The organism is Rhodococcus sp. ARC_M5, assembly GCF_022810405.1.
Classification (GTDB): domain Bacteria; phylum Actinomycetota; class Actinomycetes; order Mycobacteriales; family Mycobacteriaceae; genus Rhodococcoides; species Rhodococcoides navarretei.
In genome coordinates this window covers 375,749-392,360 of sequence record NZ_JALGQE010000003.1, presented here as the reverse complement: position 1 = coordinate 392,360, position 16,612 = coordinate 375,749, and the positions used below count along the sequence as shown (strand labels likewise).

The 16,612-nt window shown below is 63.8% G+C and carries 19 protein-coding genes and 1 tRNA gene; 4 read left to right on the top strand and 16 right to left on the bottom strand.

Going from position 1 to position 16,612, the window contains the following annotated elements; all coding sequences use genetic code 11:
• Positions 1–34: 34 nt before the first annotated feature.
• The 10 genes from MTX34_RS07405 to MTX34_RS07360 form a co-directional block, all read right to left on the bottom strand.
• A complete protein-coding gene (locus MTX34_RS07405; RefSeq protein ID WP_243608929.1) occupies positions 35–178 on the bottom strand; it encodes a hypothetical protein in 144 nt (47 codons plus the stop codon).
• Between the two features lie 87 nt (positions 179–265).
• A complete protein-coding gene (locus MTX34_RS07400) occupies positions 266–940 on the bottom strand; it encodes a ScbR family autoregulator-binding transcription factor (protein ID WP_243593670.1) in 675 nt (224 codons plus the stop codon).
• A gap of 189 nt (positions 941–1,129) precedes the next feature.
• Positions 1,130–1,564 carry an effector binding domain-containing protein gene (locus MTX34_RS07395; protein WP_243608928.1) on the bottom strand — a complete coding sequence of 145 codons (435 nt, stop codon included), beginning with the start codon at positions 1,562–1,564 and terminating at the stop codon, positions 1,130–1,132.
• Positions 1,564–2,016, bottom strand: coding sequence for an effector binding domain-containing protein (locus MTX34_RS07390; protein ID WP_243593672.1), 453 nt, complete (start codon positions 2,014–2,016; stop codon positions 1,564–1,566). The genes MTX34_RS07395 and MTX34_RS07390 overlap by 1 nt, the downstream gene beginning before the upstream one ends.
• A 135-nt stretch (positions 2,017–2,151) precedes the next feature.
• Positions 2,152–3,279: a hypothetical protein gene (locus MTX34_RS07385; RefSeq protein ID WP_243608927.1), complete on the bottom strand. Its 1,128-nt coding sequence runs from the start codon at positions 3,277–3,279 to the stop codon at positions 2,152–2,154.
• A gap of 141 nt (positions 3,280–3,420) precedes the next feature.
• Positions 3,421–3,493, bottom strand: a tRNA-Ala gene (locus tag MTX34_RS07380).
• Between the two features lie 55 nt (positions 3,494–3,548).
• Complete coding sequence (gene glpR / locus MTX34_RS07375) at positions 3,549–4,418, bottom strand: gephyrin-like molybdotransferase receptor GlpR (protein ID WP_243608926.1); 870 nt, start codon at positions 4,416–4,418, stop codon at positions 3,549–3,551.
• Positions 4,419–4,563: 145 nt separating this feature from the next.
• The gene (locus MTX34_RS07370; RefSeq protein ID WP_243593675.1) at positions 4,564–5,211 is read right to left on the bottom strand and encodes a GNAT family N-acetyltransferase; all 648 of its coding nucleotides are present in this window, start codon (positions 5,209–5,211) and stop codon (positions 4,564–4,566) included.
• A 72-nt stretch (positions 5,212–5,283) separates the two neighbouring features.
• Positions 5,284–6,543, bottom strand: a complete 1,260-nt coding sequence (glp, locus tag MTX34_RS07365; RefSeq protein WP_243608925.1) for a gephyrin-like molybdotransferase Glp — start codon at positions 6,541–6,543, stop codon at positions 5,284–5,286.
• A gap of 33 nt (positions 6,544–6,576) precedes the next feature.
• Positions 6,577–7,530, bottom strand: coding sequence for a UTP--glucose-1-phosphate uridylyltransferase (locus MTX34_RS07360; RefSeq protein WP_037192236.1), 954 nt, complete (start codon positions 7,528–7,530; stop codon positions 6,577–6,579).
• Positions 7,531–7,637: 107 nt separating this feature from the next.
• On the opposite strand from MTX34_RS07360, the gene MTX34_RS07355 reads away from it, so the two are divergent.
• The 4 genes from MTX34_RS07355 (at position 7,638) to mscL (ending at position 9,999) form a co-directional block, all read left to right on the top strand.
• Positions 7,638–8,234, top strand: coding sequence for a 5-formyltetrahydrofolate cyclo-ligase (locus MTX34_RS07355; RefSeq protein ID WP_243593677.1), 597 nt, complete (start codon positions 7,638–7,640; stop codon positions 8,232–8,234).
• Positions 8,235–8,378: 144 nt separating this feature from the next.
• Positions 8,379–8,732: an FmdB family zinc ribbon protein gene (locus MTX34_RS07350; protein WP_243608924.1), complete on the top strand. Its 354-nt coding sequence runs from the start codon at positions 8,379–8,381 to the stop codon at positions 8,730–8,732.
• Positions 8,733–8,819: 87 nt separating this feature from the next.
• Positions 8,820–9,482 (top strand): SAF domain-containing protein, encoded by a 663-nt coding sequence (locus tag MTX34_RS07345; RefSeq protein ID WP_243608923.1) that lies wholly within the window; start codon positions 8,820–8,822, stop codon positions 9,480–9,482.
• A gap of 43 nt (positions 9,483–9,525) precedes the next feature.
• Complete coding sequence (gene mscL / locus MTX34_RS07340; RefSeq protein WP_243608956.1) at positions 9,526–9,999, top strand: large conductance mechanosensitive channel protein MscL; 474 nt, start codon at positions 9,526–9,528, stop codon at positions 9,997–9,999.
• 132 nt (positions 10,000–10,131) lie between these two features.
• Here mscL and MTX34_RS07335 read toward each other — a convergent pair whose 3' ends face one another.
• The 6 genes from MTX34_RS07335 to MTX34_RS07305 form a co-directional block, all read right to left on the bottom strand.
• On the bottom strand, positions 10,132–10,551 hold the full coding sequence (locus MTX34_RS07335) for a hypothetical protein (protein WP_243608922.1): 420 nt from the start codon (positions 10,549–10,551) through the stop codon (positions 10,132–10,134).
• 170 nt (positions 10,552–10,721) lie between these two features.
• Complete coding sequence (locus tag MTX34_RS07330; RefSeq protein WP_243608921.1) at positions 10,722–11,513, bottom strand: MspA family porin; 792 nt, start codon at positions 11,511–11,513, stop codon at positions 10,722–10,724.
• A 776-nt stretch (positions 11,514–12,289) separates the two neighbouring features.
• A complete protein-coding gene (locus tag MTX34_RS07320) occupies positions 12,290–12,787 on the bottom strand; it encodes a molybdenum cofactor biosynthesis protein B (RefSeq protein ID WP_032377304.1) in 498 nt (165 codons plus the stop codon).
• A gap of 89 nt (positions 12,788–12,876) precedes the next feature.
• Positions 12,877–14,370 (bottom strand): trypsin-like peptidase domain-containing protein, encoded by a 1,494-nt coding sequence (locus tag MTX34_RS07315; protein ID WP_243608920.1) that lies wholly within the window; start codon positions 14,368–14,370, stop codon positions 12,877–12,879.
• 95 nt (positions 14,371–14,465) lie between these two features.
• Positions 14,466–15,917 (bottom strand): HAMP domain-containing sensor histidine kinase, encoded by a 1,452-nt coding sequence (locus MTX34_RS07310; protein ID WP_243593685.1) that lies wholly within the window; start codon positions 15,915–15,917, stop codon positions 14,466–14,468.
• On the bottom strand, positions 15,917–16,603 hold the full coding sequence (locus tag MTX34_RS07305; protein ID WP_032395747.1) for a response regulator transcription factor: 687 nt from the start codon (positions 16,601–16,603) through the stop codon (positions 15,917–15,919). Before MTX34_RS07305 ends, MTX34_RS07310 begins: the two co-directional genes overlap by 1 nt.
• Between the last annotated feature and the right edge of the window lie 9 nt (positions 16,604–16,612).

The window sequence follows — 16,612 nt, the reverse complement described above, 5'->3', positions numbered from 1 at the left end:
TTTCGACCCTACGCGGTGACGACCGAGAGAGTCGTCACAATCTTTGCGACATCTCGTCTCGGTAATCGGCGATGGTGCGCTCGATGCGCGCAGCGTCATCGTCGGCACCCTGCTTACGGGCAACATCCGCGCGTTTCTGCAGGGTCCCGATCGCTTTACGGAGCTCGTTGTCCGACATTCTTCGATCTTGTGCAGTGTGTTCCATATCACACAGTGTGCCCTGCTACCCGATGCGCGGCAAGCACCCCGAGATCACGGAATTCCCTCAGACGGTGACCGATCCCGACGAGACGTTCTCACGCACGAAACTGGACAGACTGCGTGCCGCGAACTCGCGGAAGTAGGGAAGTTTGTCGGTCGGCACCAGCGAGGGAAGGACCGTGTTCCAGACCTTCTCCATGCGCGACGGGGCGTCCTCCAGACGCGACTGCGCCTCGGACACCATCAGAACGCCAGCGAGCATCTCGCACACCAGCAAGGCCGCGTTGCCCGAGTCCAGGTGGTCTGCGACATCGCCGTGCACGATGGCGCGCTCGAAGAGATGCTCGAAAATGTTTCCCCACGTGCCGAAAACACTGCCTCGGGCGGTGTCGGATCCGTCGATCTCCATCTGCAATCGGTACATGACACGAACCAGCGGGTCCGAGGCCGCCAGCTCGAGTACCGAGTACGAAATTCCGATGACGGATTCGAGTGCCGGGCTACGGCTGTCGACCATCCCTGCGCACGCGGTCGACACGCGCTCATGACCTTCGTCGACGATGGCGCGGGCCAGCTCCTCCTTAGACGCGAAGTGGAAGTAGAGCGCGCCCTTGGTCACACCGGATTGTGCAGACACCTGACTCAGCGTGGCATTCGCGTGCCCCACTTCGAGAAAGAGATCTGCCGCCGCGCGCAATGCGGCCGCGCGTGTTGCTTCTGCCCTGAGTTGTCTCACCATGCTGGAACACCCCTGCTCTGTCGACCTTGCCATGACATCGACGCTCTGTTCGCGCTGCCTACACATCGACCGAACGAGGTGAACATCGAATTCACATCGCCATTGCGGACTGCCAGCGCCCGCCAATGGTAACCGGTTCGACGGCGACTTTGTGATTCGAAAGTGACAATTGCATGAAGAGCACCTCGTTCACAAGACGATTGAAATGAAAAGTTCCACCTCTCCCGAGTTTGTAACGACTTCGACTTCCTCTTTGTATGCGCGAAATACAGATCCGGACAAAACGCACTCGTCCACCTGAGCCCACACATCCTCGATCGGATCCGCCAACGCGCCGCTCGGCGTGAAAACGGCAAACACACCGGTCGGTATCGAGACGAACACATCTCCCACGGCGACGTCACCGGGCGAGTCCACCGGAACGGCGACGACGGCATTGACCGTGCCGTGCGAATCCGGGACGTACACGGTGCTGACCTGGACCGCGTCGATGTTCTTCTCGCGCACACGATCTCGCAGGAATCGCATCCACTCGCTACCGCTCGATTCCGCGCCGGGTTGCACTCGCGGTGCCACCAACCCACTGAACAACTCGGCGCTGCGTGCCGTGACACGAAAGCTCATCACGAACCTCCGGGCGCAGTGATCGCCAGATAGAGGTCGATCTTGTACGCGTGCGGATAGCACTCGTAGTCGCCGGTGAACGATCGCACTATTTCGCCCTGCTCCTCGGCATGATCGATCTGAGTCCACAGTCGCGTGAGAACCTCGGGGAAATACCCCACCGCAGAAAATCGCGCGTATTTCGCCGCCGGCACTTTGGCAACCAGATGTCCGCGTGCAACTTGACCGAGTGAAGAACACAGATAACCGACTATCTGCGTATTGTACGAGCCGATACCAGGGGCGAAGTCGGTATAAATAGAAGCGAGCGGACCCGAAGTCTCTTGGTTGAGAACTGCCGACCACGCCTGATCGAGGGCCGGGTCGTTGAGGCGACCGAGCGCCCGTTTGGGGCTGCGAACGGGAAGACCGGCGACCCACGTTTCAGCGAGGTCGACGATCTCGAACGTCATTCACACTCCATAGAGAAGTTGCAGGGGCAGATGCAGTGCTCGGAACCGATCCGTTCACAATATCGCTCGTCAATCTACCGGGCTGATCGGTACGTGGATGATCGATTGTTCAACTGAATGTTTTCGAACCCGATATCACCGGCCAGGTCGGCGGCCTCGCACGCGAGCCATCACGACGAATCGCGCGCCTCGCAGGTACGCGACACCCTGCCGCCAGTGTCTCCGGCGAATCGCCTTGTCCACCGCTTTGACCAGGTCCTCGTCGGTCACGCCCGCTTCTTCCATCGCGGCGAGGCCGTTGCGCAGGTGGAAACTGTGACGGTTCGTCAGAATTAGAGAGCTCACGGCCAGCATGTCGATGTCGCCCGGCAACGCCGCACTCTCCGCGCCGGCGACCGCCAACCCGATCTTGGTCCTGATGCATTTGAAGCAGACGCCGCAATTGAATCGCCCGTCGCGATTCTCCCAGCACACCCGTAAGTGCTTCATCGCAGTCTCGTTACGGCCTATCCGCCGAATCTTGCCGAGCCGATTCACGTCCAACTCGTGGTGATCGAAGGTGACACTGCTACTCGACCACAGCGGGTCCAGGTCGGGATGCGAACCCCACGGCAGCAGCTCCCAGCGACTGTTGGAGGAAGGAATCAAGACGGTGCTCAGGTGCTGCGACAGGGCGAGTCCGACGTGTGCCAGTGCCGCACCGTGGAAGTCGTATCCCCAATCGAGCGGCAATCTATTTCCGAACGCCGACCTCAGGGTGGTTCTGACCTCGATCAGCGGCTTGCCTAGCTCCGCCGCTGCGTCCCGAGCACCCGCCAGCGCTCGATCCGCCAAGTCTTCGTCGTCGATCGCGATGTCGAAACCGTGAACGAAGATCAGGTGGGTGATGCGTTGGGATTGTGTAATCGCCGAATAGAAGCTGTCGACGCCTCCGCTGAAGAAACAGCCCACACCTCTCGCACTGAGAACGCCGTCGGACGCGTCGGCGGAGACCGAGATTGCATGGAACCGCTTGGGGTACCAGTCGAGGAAGACCTTTTGCGCCTCGGGAGCCCCTCGAAGTGCTGTCGAATCGACCGGACTGTCGAATTCGACATTCCACTTCTTTCGCATCCCTGCCACCAGAAGCGGCGGAAGCCATGAGGTGGCGGAGTGGTCCAACTCGTAGTTCGACTCGGTTGTCACCGTTGCCTCGTCGCCGAGAGGTGTCACTATCCGCGCCGTGATGCGGTGGGCTGCGGAATCCTCGACACGCACGGTCATCTGGCTGCTCACCTTGCGAAGTGTTGCACAAAGGCTTACGCCGGCGTTCCGCTCGGGTGGCAGGCCGGGCACCCCGGCTCGGTAACTTCTTGCAAGACAGAAAAAACCGCCACTCGACGAGTGGCGGTTTTTGTTTTTCGGTGGAGCTGAGGGGAATCGAACCCCTGACCTTCTCGATGCGAACGAGACGCGCTACCAACTGCGCCACAGCCCCGTTGCCGTCGTGCCGACCGGCTGCGTAACTCTAGCAAAGCCGCTTCGGGCGGTACCTACGCGCCCTGCGCTCTGCGGAAGTCTCCATCCTCGTCACGGTTCGCCTGGAACGGCTCCTCGTAGTGGTCGAGATGCTCGAACTCCGGATCCTCGTCGTCGATCTCGAGCACCACCGCACCGGGGCGACGCAGACGCTGTGGGACGAGCGCGAGCTCGTCGTCGGTCTCCGATTCCACGCCCAGCCGGGACCGACCCATTCGGGTGAGCCGACGCTGCCGCACCTCTTCTTCGATCTGCACCTGCCGTCGCAGGTAGTACAGATAACCGGCGAGGACGGCGACGGACAACCCGCACAGCCACCAGACCGTCGGGGAGATGATGAATGCCAATGCCGCTGTGGTGATGGCCGCGAAGACCAGCCCCAGAACTGCGCGTTGACGGAAGGCGTACCGGGCAGCTCGGGCGAGCGCGTCGGCCTCGGGATCGAAACCACCGCGGCCGCGTCGGCGAGGGACGAAATCGTCGTCGACCACGCCCGGTTCGTGCGACGGTGCCCTCCCGCGCGAAGGTCCCTCGACCGGTGCATCGCTGTCGAGGTCGTTCTCTGCTGCGTGAGTGTCCATCGGGTCCTCCGCGGTACCGGGTAGATCGGGTGAGTCTGGACGAACGGCCGCGACTTTCGGGCCGAAGATCTCGCTGGCCGGCGCGGAAACCCGAAGGTCGTCCTCCGGTCGCCAGTGCGGATCGCTGCGGTGCCCGGTTGCGGGCCCGCGCTGCTTTCGCTTGGTGCCACCCCGATGCAGCACACGCGTGGCGAGCGCGGCATCCGTCGTCTGCATGATCTGGGGGCGCTTGGTCATCAGCATGGGCAGAAGAACGAAGAGCCAGACGGCTACGAGACCGATCCAGATGATCGAGTTCGGCATCGGCGAAGTTCTCCTCCCTTGGATGACGGCGACAGTCGAGACGTCATCAGGCTATGTGGAGGACGGGTGAGAACGACGCAGACGCGCCGACCGGAATTACACTCCTGTCACTTTGACAACATGAGACTCGAGACGCGGTCGGGTGTCAGGCCCACGCGGCCCGGCCGGCGCGCACCAACCGATCGACGACGGTTCCCTGCACCTCACCCGAGGTGATCGCGACGAGCTTGTGATCGCGCCATTCGCCGTCGACGTCGAGATACTTGTAGAGCAGTCCCTCTTCGCGAAAGCCGACGTTACGTAGAACTGCTTGGCTGGCAAGGTTCTCCGGCCGCACCGTCGCTTCGACGCGATGCAGTCCGACGGGACCGAAGCAGTGATCGAGACCGAGCGCCAGAGCCGCGGTAGCTACGCCCTTGCCGTTGACGTCCTTGGAGACCCAGTACCCGATCCAGGCCGAACGCAGTGCTCCCCGCACGATGTTTCCGGTGGTGATCTGCCCGCAGAATTCACCGTCGACTTCGATGACCATCGGCAGCATGTGTCCCTTGCGCGCCTCGGACTTGAGGCCCGAGCACAGGGTCGGCCACGAGGAGATGTGGTGCCGCGAATTCCAGCTGCCCTCGCCACTGGGCTCCCAGGGTTCGAGGTGAGCGCGATCCGCAGTGCGAATCCGACTCCAGGCGGCCGCGTCGCGCACCCGTACCGGCCGCAACGTGACAGTTCCGCCGGCCACTCTCACTGGACCCAATTTCGCCGGCCAACCTGGGTGGCTCGACCACGTTCGCGGCATCCGTCGATCGTATGCGCTGCGCGCATGTGCATGGAAATTCGTACCCCACTACGAACTACCGCTCACATGGCGTCAGCCTCTCTGCGCGAGGAACGAGACCTTCACTTCTTCGCCGGTTCGGATTTCGGTGACCTCGGGATCGATGACGACCAGGCAATTCGCCTCGGCGAGCGTGGCGAGCAGATGCGAGGACGATCCGGGTGCGCCGCCGAGGGCCTGGACCAGATATTCGCCGGTCTCCTCGTCGCGCATCAGTTGGCCGCGGAGGAATCCCTTGCGGCCCTCGATCGAGGTGATCGGCGCGACGGTGCGAGCAGTGACGGTCCGGCGCAGCGGCTGCCGTCGGCCGAGAGCGATGCGAATCAGCGGACGCACCATGACCTCGAACACCACCAACGCACTGACGGGGTTGGCCGGCAACAGAAAGGTGGGTACTTCGTCGCGTCCGAGTTGACCGAAGCCCTGAACGGATCCGGGGTGCATGGCAACTCGCTCGACTTCCATGTCACCGAGTTCGCCGAGCGCCTCACGCACACCGTCCGACGCGCCGCCACCCACCGCTCCGGCGATGACCACGATCTCGGATCGAATCAGCTGACCCTCGACCACCTCACGCAGGCGCTTGGGGTCGGTGCTGACGATCCCGACGCGGTTGACGTCGGCTCCGGCGTCGCGCGCTGCTGCGGCGAGTGCATAGGAATTGACGTCGTACACCTGGCCGGGCCCGGGGGTCCGATCGGTATCGACCAACTCGCCGCCCACAGAGATGACCGACAGACGCGGCCTGGGGTGCACCAGCACCTTGTCACGACCGACGGCTGCGAGCAGTCCCACCTGAGCTGCGCCGATGATCGTTCCCGCACGGACCGCCACGTCACCGGGCTGCACGTCGTCGCCGATCTTGCGGACGTAATCCCCCGAGCGAACCGGACGGAACACCTTGACTCGGGCACGGCCGCTGTCGGTTCGATCCAGCGGCAACACCGCATCGGCCAGCGTGGGCAGCGGCGCACCGGTATCGACTCGCACTGCCTGACGCGGTTGCAACCGGATGGGTTGACGCGACCCCGCGGACACCTCGCCGACGACGGGAAGCGTCAGATCGATGCGTTCGTCGTCCTCGTTGCGCAGGTCCGTTCCCGCGGCCGCGACATCGACGCTTCGTACCGCGTACCCGTCGATCGCCGCCTGGTCGAAACCGGGAAGGGGACGCTCGGTGACCACTTCTTCCGCACACAGCAGGCCCTGTGCCTCCGAGATGGCGACCCGAACAGGCCGTGGAGCCACCGCCGCGGCGGTCACTCTGGTCTGCTGATCCTCGACCGAGCGCATCTGGCCCCTTCTCTATGGCATCGACCCGCGATGCTATTCGTACGTGGTCAGTTCCGGTGCCCAGCTGTCGCTCAGGCGTTCGTTCAGCCATTCGCGCAGCGCCGGGCCGTAGTCGTCACGCTGTAGAGCAAAGTCAACCGCAGCGCGCAGGTATCCCCCGGGATTTCCGAGGTCGTGTCTCGATCCGCGGTGCACCACCACGTGCACGGGATGGCCCTCTTCGATCAGCAGCGCAATGGCGTCGGTGAGCTGCAATTCGCCGCCGGCACCGGGCTTTATCCGACGCAGTGCGTCGAAGATCGCGCGGTCGAGCAGGTAACGTCCGGCCGCTGCCAAGTTGGACGGGGCGTCCTCCTGCTTGGGCTTTTCGACCATACCGGTGACCTTGAGGACGTTCGGGTTGACCGCGTCGGGCACGATCTCGACGGAGAAGACGCCGTAGGACGAGACCTTGTCGTCGGGGACCTCGATGGCGCACAGCACCGAGCCACCGCGCTTGGCGCGCACGCGGGCCATGACGTCGAGCACACCGCGGGGCATCACCAGATCGTCAGGCAACAGAACGGCGACGGAATCCTCGTCGTCGTCGAGAACTTCCTCGGCGCAGGCGACGGCATGCCCGAGTCCAAGTGGCTCGTGCTGAATGACCGATTGGACGTCGAGCAGCCCGGGTGCAACCCGCACCTTCTCGAGCATCTCGAGCTTGCCACTGGCCTCGAGCTTGTTCTCGAGTACGAGGTCCTCGACGAAGTGAGCGACGACGCCGTCCTTACCGGGTGACGTGACGATCACGAGTCGCTGCGCGCCGGAATCAGCGGCCTCGCCTGCGACGAGCTCGATGCCGGGAGTGTCGACCACTGGAAGCAGTTCTTTCGGAACGGTTTTCGTCGCCGGCAAGAACCGGGTACCCATGCCCGCTGCGGGAACGATGGCCGTGCGGAAATGCACGGGCGTGGCGGCGGTCGTCGCTGTAACGGCTTCTGTCATGGTGCTCACCCTATCCATGGTTTCTGGTGATCTGCTCGGCGTGTGCTGCGTTCTACCCCCGAGTGCATATCGTTGAACGACTGCACAGGAAGGGAGGACGAATCGTTGTGACCGTTCCCGAATTCACGGAAAACACGTCCAAGGATCGATGGCGGAAGCATGTTCTCGCCGAACGCCGACTGCTCGACGGTGCGCAACGCGCGATGGAGTCTTCTGCACTCTGTCACGTCCTCGCCGAATTGGCGGCCGAACACCCGTCCGTCGCCGCATACGTCCCTGTCGGTCGTGAGCCGGGATCCATCGAGATGCTCGACGCGATGGCCGCGGCCGGGTCCACCGTTCTGCTCCCGAGTGCGCACGAACCGGGCCCGCTGCGCTGGGCTCGGTACGCCGGACGCGAGTCGTTGGTGACGGCCCCGTTCGGTTTGCTGGAACCGTCGGGACCTCTCCTCGATCCCGGCGCCGTATCGGCGTGCTCGTTGGTGCTGATTCCAGCGCTGGCCGTGGACCGGAGCGGGACCAGGTTGGGCCGGGGTGCCGGCTTCTACGACCGCACCCTCGACCTGTGCGCACCCGACGCCGTGCTGGTCGCGGTGGTACGCGACAGCGAACTGGTCGATCGCCTACCGGCAGAACCACACGACAGACGGGTGACGCACGTGGTGACCCCGAGCAACGGACTCGTACGCTTGAGTACGGAATAACGGTACGATTCGATTCGTTGGCACTCCTGACTGTAGAGTGCTAATGCTCTCCCCAGTTTCGACGAACAGACAAGACACCGGCGGTGTTCGACCTCGGCCAGTAGAGCGCCGAATCTCCTCGGTGACCAGCGCGGAGGAAACACGATGCCCACTTACTCATACGCATGTACCGAGTGCGACAACCGATTCGACATCGTTCAGTCCTTCACCGACGACACGTTGACGGTGTGCCCGGCGTGCTCGGGCAAGCTTCGTAAGCTGTTCAATTCGGTCGGCATCGTCTTCAAGGGCAGTGGCTTCTACCGCACCGACAGCCGCGGCGGCTCGGGCACCTCGAGCGAGGGCGCAGGCGAGAAGAAGTCCGACGCGGCGGCCGCGAAGTCGGACTCGAAGTCCGAGTCCAAGTCCGACTCCAAGCCCGCCGAGAAGAAATCTTCCGATTCGTCGTCGAGCAAATCTTCTTCCTCGTCCACCACGAAAGCTGCTGCGAGCCAGTAACTTCCGCTTCATCCACAGGCCGGGCTGTTATCCACAGCCCGGCCTTTTCGGCGTCCGAGCCGCCGTTGTCGGCGATAGCGTTCCAGCATGACCGCTCGCACGAACCGACTCGACTCGACGCTGCTCGATCGCATCACGCTGCGTCCGGCGTGGGTCGGATCCCCGAAAGTCAGACGGATCGCGGCAGGCGTGCTGGTCGCGGTCGCACTGGTGCTGTTCGTCGACGACGCCTCAGGCGACGATCGCGTCCAGGTGATCACGGCCGGACGCGATCTGACGCCCGGGACGGTGCTGACCTCGGCCGATGTGGTGGTTGCCGACTGGGACTCGGCCGGTGTTCCTGAAGGCGCGCTCGTCGACACGGGAGCTGTGGAGGGTCAGACGCTCACCGGGCCGGTCCGAGCGGGCGAACTGCTCACCGACGTGCGCCTACTGGGATCTCGGACCGCTACGACGGCACTGGGGACCGAGGCACGCGTCGTACCGGTGCATCTCGCCGATGCCGCAGTGACCGACCTACTGCGCGAAGGCGATCGGGTCGACGTGTTGACCGTCGAGTCCCAGGAAGACCTGAATGCAGTGCCCGCGGCTCGGGTGCTGGCGTCGGGAGCGATGGTCGTTCTCGTCTCCGCCGACGCCGGTGACAGTCGGCAGCGAGATCGGGTGGTGCTGCTTGCCCTACCGACGAACGACGCGACGACGGTGGCCGCTGCATCGTTGGTCAGCGCGCTGACCGTCACCCTGCACTAACGTTTCTCCGGACAGAACAATCCGAACGTTGGGAGAAGGGCTCATGATCAAGGGCTTCAAGGACTTTCTACTGCGCGGCAATGTCGTGGACCTCGCAGTCGCGGTGGTCGTCGGTGCGGCATTCACCGCCATCGTCACCGCATTCACCACGAACATCATCAACCCGCTCGTCGCGGCCCTCGGTGGCAGCAACGAATACGGCTTCGGCTTCAACATCACGTCGTCCCCGGAATCGTTCGTCAACATCGGTGCGGTGATCACGGCGATCATCAACTTCGTCATCATCGCCGCAGTGGTCTACTTCGTACTCATTCTGCCGGTGAACACCGCCAAGAAGCGCTTCGTCAGTCAGCCGGAGAAGGAACTGAGCGACGTCGACGTGCTGGTGCAGATTCGCGACATCCTCGCCGGGGGAACCGCAGCGGGACAGAAACTGTCGACCGGAGCCGACACCACCGGTGGCAGCGGCGACGCCATCGATTCCACGCCGGATCTGGGTAAACACTCCAAGGACTGACTCCTGGCCGTCCGGACATGGCCGATGCGGCTGTGATGGTCACCCTGTCCGAATGAATGCGCCATTCACGCTGTCTGACAGCGTGAATGGCGCATTCATTCTTTCGGGGGGTGCGTTTGGCGGTGCCGGTACTCAGTTGGTGAACGTCGACAGCGGAAGTGCGTCGAGGGTGATCGTGGTGCCATCGGCCTCACACGCCGAGGCGACGGCTGCGCCGTTGTCTACGAAGGCCTTACCGGACTCACTGTCCGTGGTCGACAGTTCGAGGGTGTCGGCGGGAAGTGCGTCGACGAACGTCGTCAGCGAGGTCGCGACATCACCCGATGCGGTGCCGGGCAGCCCCTTCAGCTTGTCGACGGCGGCCCGCTTGTCAGCGGTCCACTTATCGATGTTCTCGGCTGATCCGGGCCCCGCTGCAACAAGTCCCACGAATGCATTGTGGTCTGCGGCGAACGTGTTGCAGACGTCGGTGTTCTCGACGGACGCTGCGGACTCGTCACTGCTACAACCGGCGGCGAGGCCGAGAGCAAGGATTGCCCCTGCGGCAGCCATTGTGAAACGGGCTTTCGAGTGCATCGTTGTTCCAGTGCCTCTCTCGAGAAGTCGAATTACTTCTGTTCAGAACATAGTTCAGGCCCGTACGGAGTGATCCGTACGGGCCTGAACTGGTCTTGAATTTCAGCAGGTGAAGCTATCTCACCGAGCTACAACCGATTCGGAAATCAGTTGAGGCGAACCGGGACGCCGTAGGTGATGGCCGTGTCGCCGGTTGCGCTGGTCAGCGAAACGTACGGACGGATGGAGACGTTGCCCAGGATGCCAGTGGCGGTACCGTGCAGGTTCGCGACCTGGACGGATCCGCTGGTGCCCGCCGCGTCACCCTCGGAAGAGGTGATGTCGGCCTCGTCGTTGAGCACAGCGTATGCGCTCTCGGATTGAACGACGCCGGGACCGTTCTCGAGCTCAAGGGTGCCGGTAGCCTGCGGGATCAGCTGAACACCGATGTCGAGGCCACTGCCGGAAGTTGCTTCGGTCTCGATCGGAAGGTCGAGGAGGTCGCCTGTCGCGAGGTCGAAGATGTCGCCGAGGCTGCCTTCCACGCCGATGGTGCTGCTGTTGCCGCTCGAGATGCCCAGGTTCGCGGACGGCGAAGCCCACTCGACGGTGACTCCACCGTTGAGGCTCATCGGGTAACCGATCTGGTAACCGATCTTGAGGGTGCCCTCGAAGTCGTCGGCCGAGGGGCCCTGGACGTCGTAGGAAGCCCGGCCGTTGGCGAACCACTCACGGGTGAGCGGGTTGCCGTCGAGCGGAGCAACACCGTTGATGAAGGTGTCGGACAGCGTCACCGTGATGGTGTTGCCGTCGGCGTCGACAACCGAGTTGGAGCTGTCGACAGCGGCAGAAGCGGTTCCGGTACCGAGCACCAGGCCGACTACCGAAGCGCTGGCAGCAACTGCGACGCTCATGGACTTGAGTCCCCGGCTGCGCCGCGACTTCTGGATCTCCGTCATTTATTCCTCATCATGTTCAGTCCCAGCGCGGTGTCGCACGGGGAAGCTTGTGGCTTTCACCCTCGAACTAGATCGGACGCAACGATGCGTACGAGCCCGAGCCGGATGGAGCCGTGAAGGCCACATCCTCGATCCTGCAGTCCCGTGGTGAAGGGCGCGGCACCGGTCGGTCCCACGCCCTCGTTGTCGGAAGCTGAGGGGAACATTAGAGGAGTTGCCAGACCGTGACAATCCCTACGATCGGCCCCCGAACGTTGCCGTCCTGTGATGTGTTTCCGCGGCGTGAACAACTTTCACAGCCGTGTTAGCGATAACCCGCGTCACAGCATCTCTCCAAGGGGCAGAACTGTTACATCCGCCTCATACGAGTAAACCGACCCTGATGTGGGAATATCTCGGCACTTCCATGTCCGGATCGGCCCGATAGTCCGGTCTGGAATACGTCCGCAGAGCCCGTTTCGACCGTTAGCGACCGTAGCTACTACCGGGTAGCTCGCTAACGCCAGGTAAACGAGTAACTAACAGACCTGTCATTCCAGCCAAGAAAATGTGTCGTGGATCACATCAAAAGTAATGAGGTGGTCGCTGCTGTTTCAACCATTCGTCCGACTTCGAACCGCTCGACTCCGCATCCGGAGCGTCGTTTCGCTCGTCCCCGGTCGTCTCCGGTAGTACCTCGCCGAAGATACGAGCGAGCCGGGCCCGTTCTGCTCGGGCCCGGCTCGCGTCGTCTTCGGCCGATCGATCGTCTCTCGGCTCGTTGCTCATCGGTATCGCTATGCGTCCAACCCGGACAGCTCGGCGATGACCTGACTTGCCAATGGCGTCAGCGTCGCCATCCCGTCGCGGATAGCAGCCCGCGAGGAGGCGAGATTCACCACCAGCGTGCTGCCGGAAACACCGACCAGCCCACGTGAGAGACCCGCATCCAGCGAACCGGCCGCCAGTCCCGACGATCTCAGCGCCTCACTGATACCCGGGATCTCGCGATCGAGCACCTCCGCGGTGACATCCGGGGTCACATCACGGGGCGAGACGCCGGTGCCTCCGATCGAGACCACCAGATCGACACCACCGATCACTGCGGTGTTGAGGGCGTTCCTCACATCCACTTCGTCCGCCGTCACAGCGACGACACCGTCGACCAGGAAGCCTGCTTCGGTCAGCAGTTCCGTGACGAGCGGGCCCGTCGAATCCTTCTCGGTGCTGTGCGCTGTTCGGTCGTCAACGATGACGACCAACGCGCGCCCTGCCAGTGGTGCGTCGAGTTCCATACCGCTCACCGTAGTAGTTAGGCCCCTACCCGGCTCACGCTGTGCGTAAATCGTTGCAACCGTGCCGTGCCTGCCTGCTTCCCGCAACATCAGCGACCGCCCGGGAACGACGGGACCTGGAACGGCAATTGCTGTTCCTGGCGCTGGGTCTGCGGCTGCGCAGCTACGGGCTCGGCAGTGCCGAGCGTCACGTTCGCCGTCTTCTCGCTACCGCCGTCGGTGTAGGTGATGGTGACCGAATCCCCCGGAGCGTGCGATCGCACAGCTGCGATCAACGCGTCACCGCTGGAGACGACGCGATCGTCGACCTTGGTGATCACCGCGCCCTGCGGTATGCCCGCAGCCGCTGCCGGTCCGCCCTCGGTGACCTCGACGACGGTTGCACCATTGGCATCGTCCTGCGACGGCACCTGCACCCCGATCATGGCCTGAGTCGCCTTGCCCGTGGTGGTCAGTTCGTCGGCGATGCGCTTGGCCTGATCCACCGGGATCGCGAACCCGAGCCCGATCGAGCCACTCTGCGCCCCCGATCCCCCGCTACCACCGATCGTGGCGATCGCGGTGTTGATGCCGATCAACTGACCGTCGGTGTTGACGAGCGCACCACCGGAGTTGCCCGGATTGATCGCGGCATCGGTCTGGATGGCGTCGATCACCGAGTTCTGGTTGCCGGACTCGCCGGATGTCGACACCGGCCGGTTCAGCGAGGAGACGATGCCCGTGGTGACGGTGCCGGCCAGACCCAGTGGGGAACCGATCGCGACAACCTGCTGTCCCACTTCCAGATTCGAGGAGGAACCGAGCTCGATGGGCGTCAGATTCGACTTGCCCTCGGCCTTGATGACGGCCATGTCCGAGACCGAATCGGCACCGACGATCGTGGCGTCGGCCACCGAGCCGTCGGAGAACGCGACAGTGAGCTGGCCGTTGGCACCCGCGCCCGTTGCGACGTGGTTGTTGGTGAGGATCAAGCCGTCACTGCTGAGAATGACGCCCGAGCCCTCGCCCTCTTCTTGTGAGCCCTTCACCTGGATCTGTACGACGCTCGGCAGGACCTTGTTGGCCACCGCCTGGACGGAGCCGTCGGGGAAGTTGGCGGCTGGCTGCGCAGCGGTGACCGAGGAATTCAGCGAGTTGGTGGCTCCCCCACCGCTCCCGTTGGCATTGTTGGTGGCAATCGCACCGACTGCGCCGCCGATGCCGCCCCCGACCAGAACCAGCGCGATCGCTCCGGCGACCAACGCGGACCGACCCGGGCGCGCCTTCACCGTGCCCGGTGCCGAATTCGTCTGCGGTGAAACATTCTGAGGCTGGGCGTGATGCGCCTGCGTGTGCTGGGTACTCCGCGGGTCACCCTGCTGGCCGTACGGGCCGTAGCCGGGCTGGTATGCACCTTGGCCGTAACCGGCGTACTGCTGCGGATAACCCTGCTGAGGGGGGAGCTGCTGGGTCGGATGCTGCTGGGTCGGATGCTGCTGGGTCGAGTGGTTCTGCTCGTCGCCGCGCGAAGCCCGGTCCGCCGGATGCTGCTCGCCACCGGCACCCTGTCCGGTCTGTTCGGATTCGTTACGGTCGTCGTTCATCGTTGCTGCTTCCTTCAGTAGGGACCCAGAGGTCCGCCCGCCTTCTTGCTACTCACTGTGCAGGGCGGTACTGAGAGGGCGCTGAGATCCGGCTATCAGTTTGCCGAGAGTGTCCCGGGTTCCGACGCACCCTCACCGGGCAACACGATTCGGATCAACGCACCACCCCGCTCGGACACCTCGACCCCGATGGTGCCGCCATGTTTGACGACGACCTGTCGCACGATGGCAAGTCCCAGACCGGATCCCGGCATCGAGCGCGATGCCGTCGAGCGGTAGAAGCGCTCGAACACCAGCTCACGATCTTCCTCGGGGATACCCGGCCCGGCGTCGTCCACCGTCAATTCGAGCAGGCCATCCCCGATCTGCTGCATCGAGATTCGTACCTCGCCGCCGCTCGGGCTCCATTTTGCTGCGTTGTCGAGCACGTTCAGCACGGCCCGCGACAGTCCCGCCTGATCGCCGTAGACGAACCACGGCATCAGCGTTGCATCGAAGTCGATCTCGTTGCGGCGACGGCGCGCTCGCTCGAGACTGCGTTCGACGGCGTCGGCCAGATCGACGCGCTCGAACACCGTCTCCGGCGCGTCCTCGCGCGCCAGATCGACCAAATCTCCCACCAGCGTGGACAGTTCCTGAATCTGCGCAACCACGTCGGTCCGCAACTCCGCCATGTCATCGTCGGGAATGGACGGTGCACCGGGGCGCCCCGCTGCGATGAGCAGTTCCATGTTGGTCCGCAACGAGGTCAACGGAGTCCGAAGCTCGTGACCGGCGTCGGCAACCAATCTGCTCTGTCTGCCGCGAGATTCGGCGAGCGCCCGAAGCATCGTGTTGAAACTCTCGGTCAGACGTGCCAATTCGTCGTCGCCGGTCACCGGGATCGGCGTCAGATCATCCGTTCGCGCCACGCGCTCGGCCGCGGCCGTCAAACGAGCGATCGGCCGCAAGCCGGTGCGTCCCACAGCCATTCCGGCTCCGGCAGCCAACACCACTCCGAAGGCTCCGACGACGAGCAGCACCCAGGCCAGGCGATCGAGCACCTTGCCGGTGGGCAGCAGCCTCTGCGCAACGATGAGGGTGCTGCCGTCCTGGGTTCGTTGCGCGAGCACCCGCTGATCGTCGAGCGTGCGCAGCGAGAATTCCTGATCCCCGCGCACCACGGCGACTTCGGCGTCCCCGATCGGGACCTTCGGCCCGGGTGGGTTGTAGCTGGTCATGTCCGGATAGATCAGCGCCACACTCACGTCGGTGCTGTACAACGTAGCTCCGGCAACGAACCGCGGGTCGTAGGAGACCAGACTCGATTCCGCCAAAGCCGATGCACGCGAACGCAATTGAGTATCCACATCGCCGTACAACGCTCGTGAGACCACGGTGTACGCCGCGATCGCCATGACCGCCACCGCAATCGCGACCACGGACGCCGCGAGCAACGTCACCCGCCACCGCAGAGACACCGACCGCGTCAGCGGCATGGGAGGTCGCATCGCCGCCGGCGACGAGCCGACGCTCTCGGGCGTCTTGCGCCCGAACGGAGCAACCATCACGGAGGCGTTTCGCGCAGGACGTATCCGACACCGCGAACGGTGTGGATCAACCGCGACTCCCCCTCCGCCTCGGTTTTGCGCCGCAGATAGCCGACGTACACCTCGAGCGCATTGCCCGACGTCGGGAAGTCGTAGCCCCAGACTTCCTCGAGGATGCGACTCCTGGTCAGCACTCGGCGCGGATTGGTCATCAGCATCTCGAGTAACGAGAATTCGGTTCGGGTGAGGCTGATCGAGCGTTCGGCGCGCGAGACCTCACGGGTGACCGGGTCCAAGGACAAGTCCGCGAACGTCATGGTCTCCGAGTCGATACCCGCCTCCATCGCGGTGCGGCGAAGCAGCGCTCGCAGCCGGGCCAGCAGTTCCTCGAGCGCGAACGGCTTGGGCAGGTAGTCGTCGGCACCGGCATCGAGGCCTGCGACACGCTCGGAGACCGAGTCCCGTGCCGTCAGGACGAGGATCGGCAGATCGTCACCGACACTGCGCAGTCGACGACACACCTCCAGGCCGTCCAGCCGAGGCATCATCACGTCGAGCACCAAGGCGTCGGGTCGCGCCGCAGCCACCTGCTCGAGCGCATCCAGCCCGTCGACCGCCAGGTCCACGGTGTACCCGTTGAACGTCAGCGACCTACGCAGCGACTCACGCACTGCTCGATCGTCGTCGACCACCAAAATCCGCATTCGTACAGT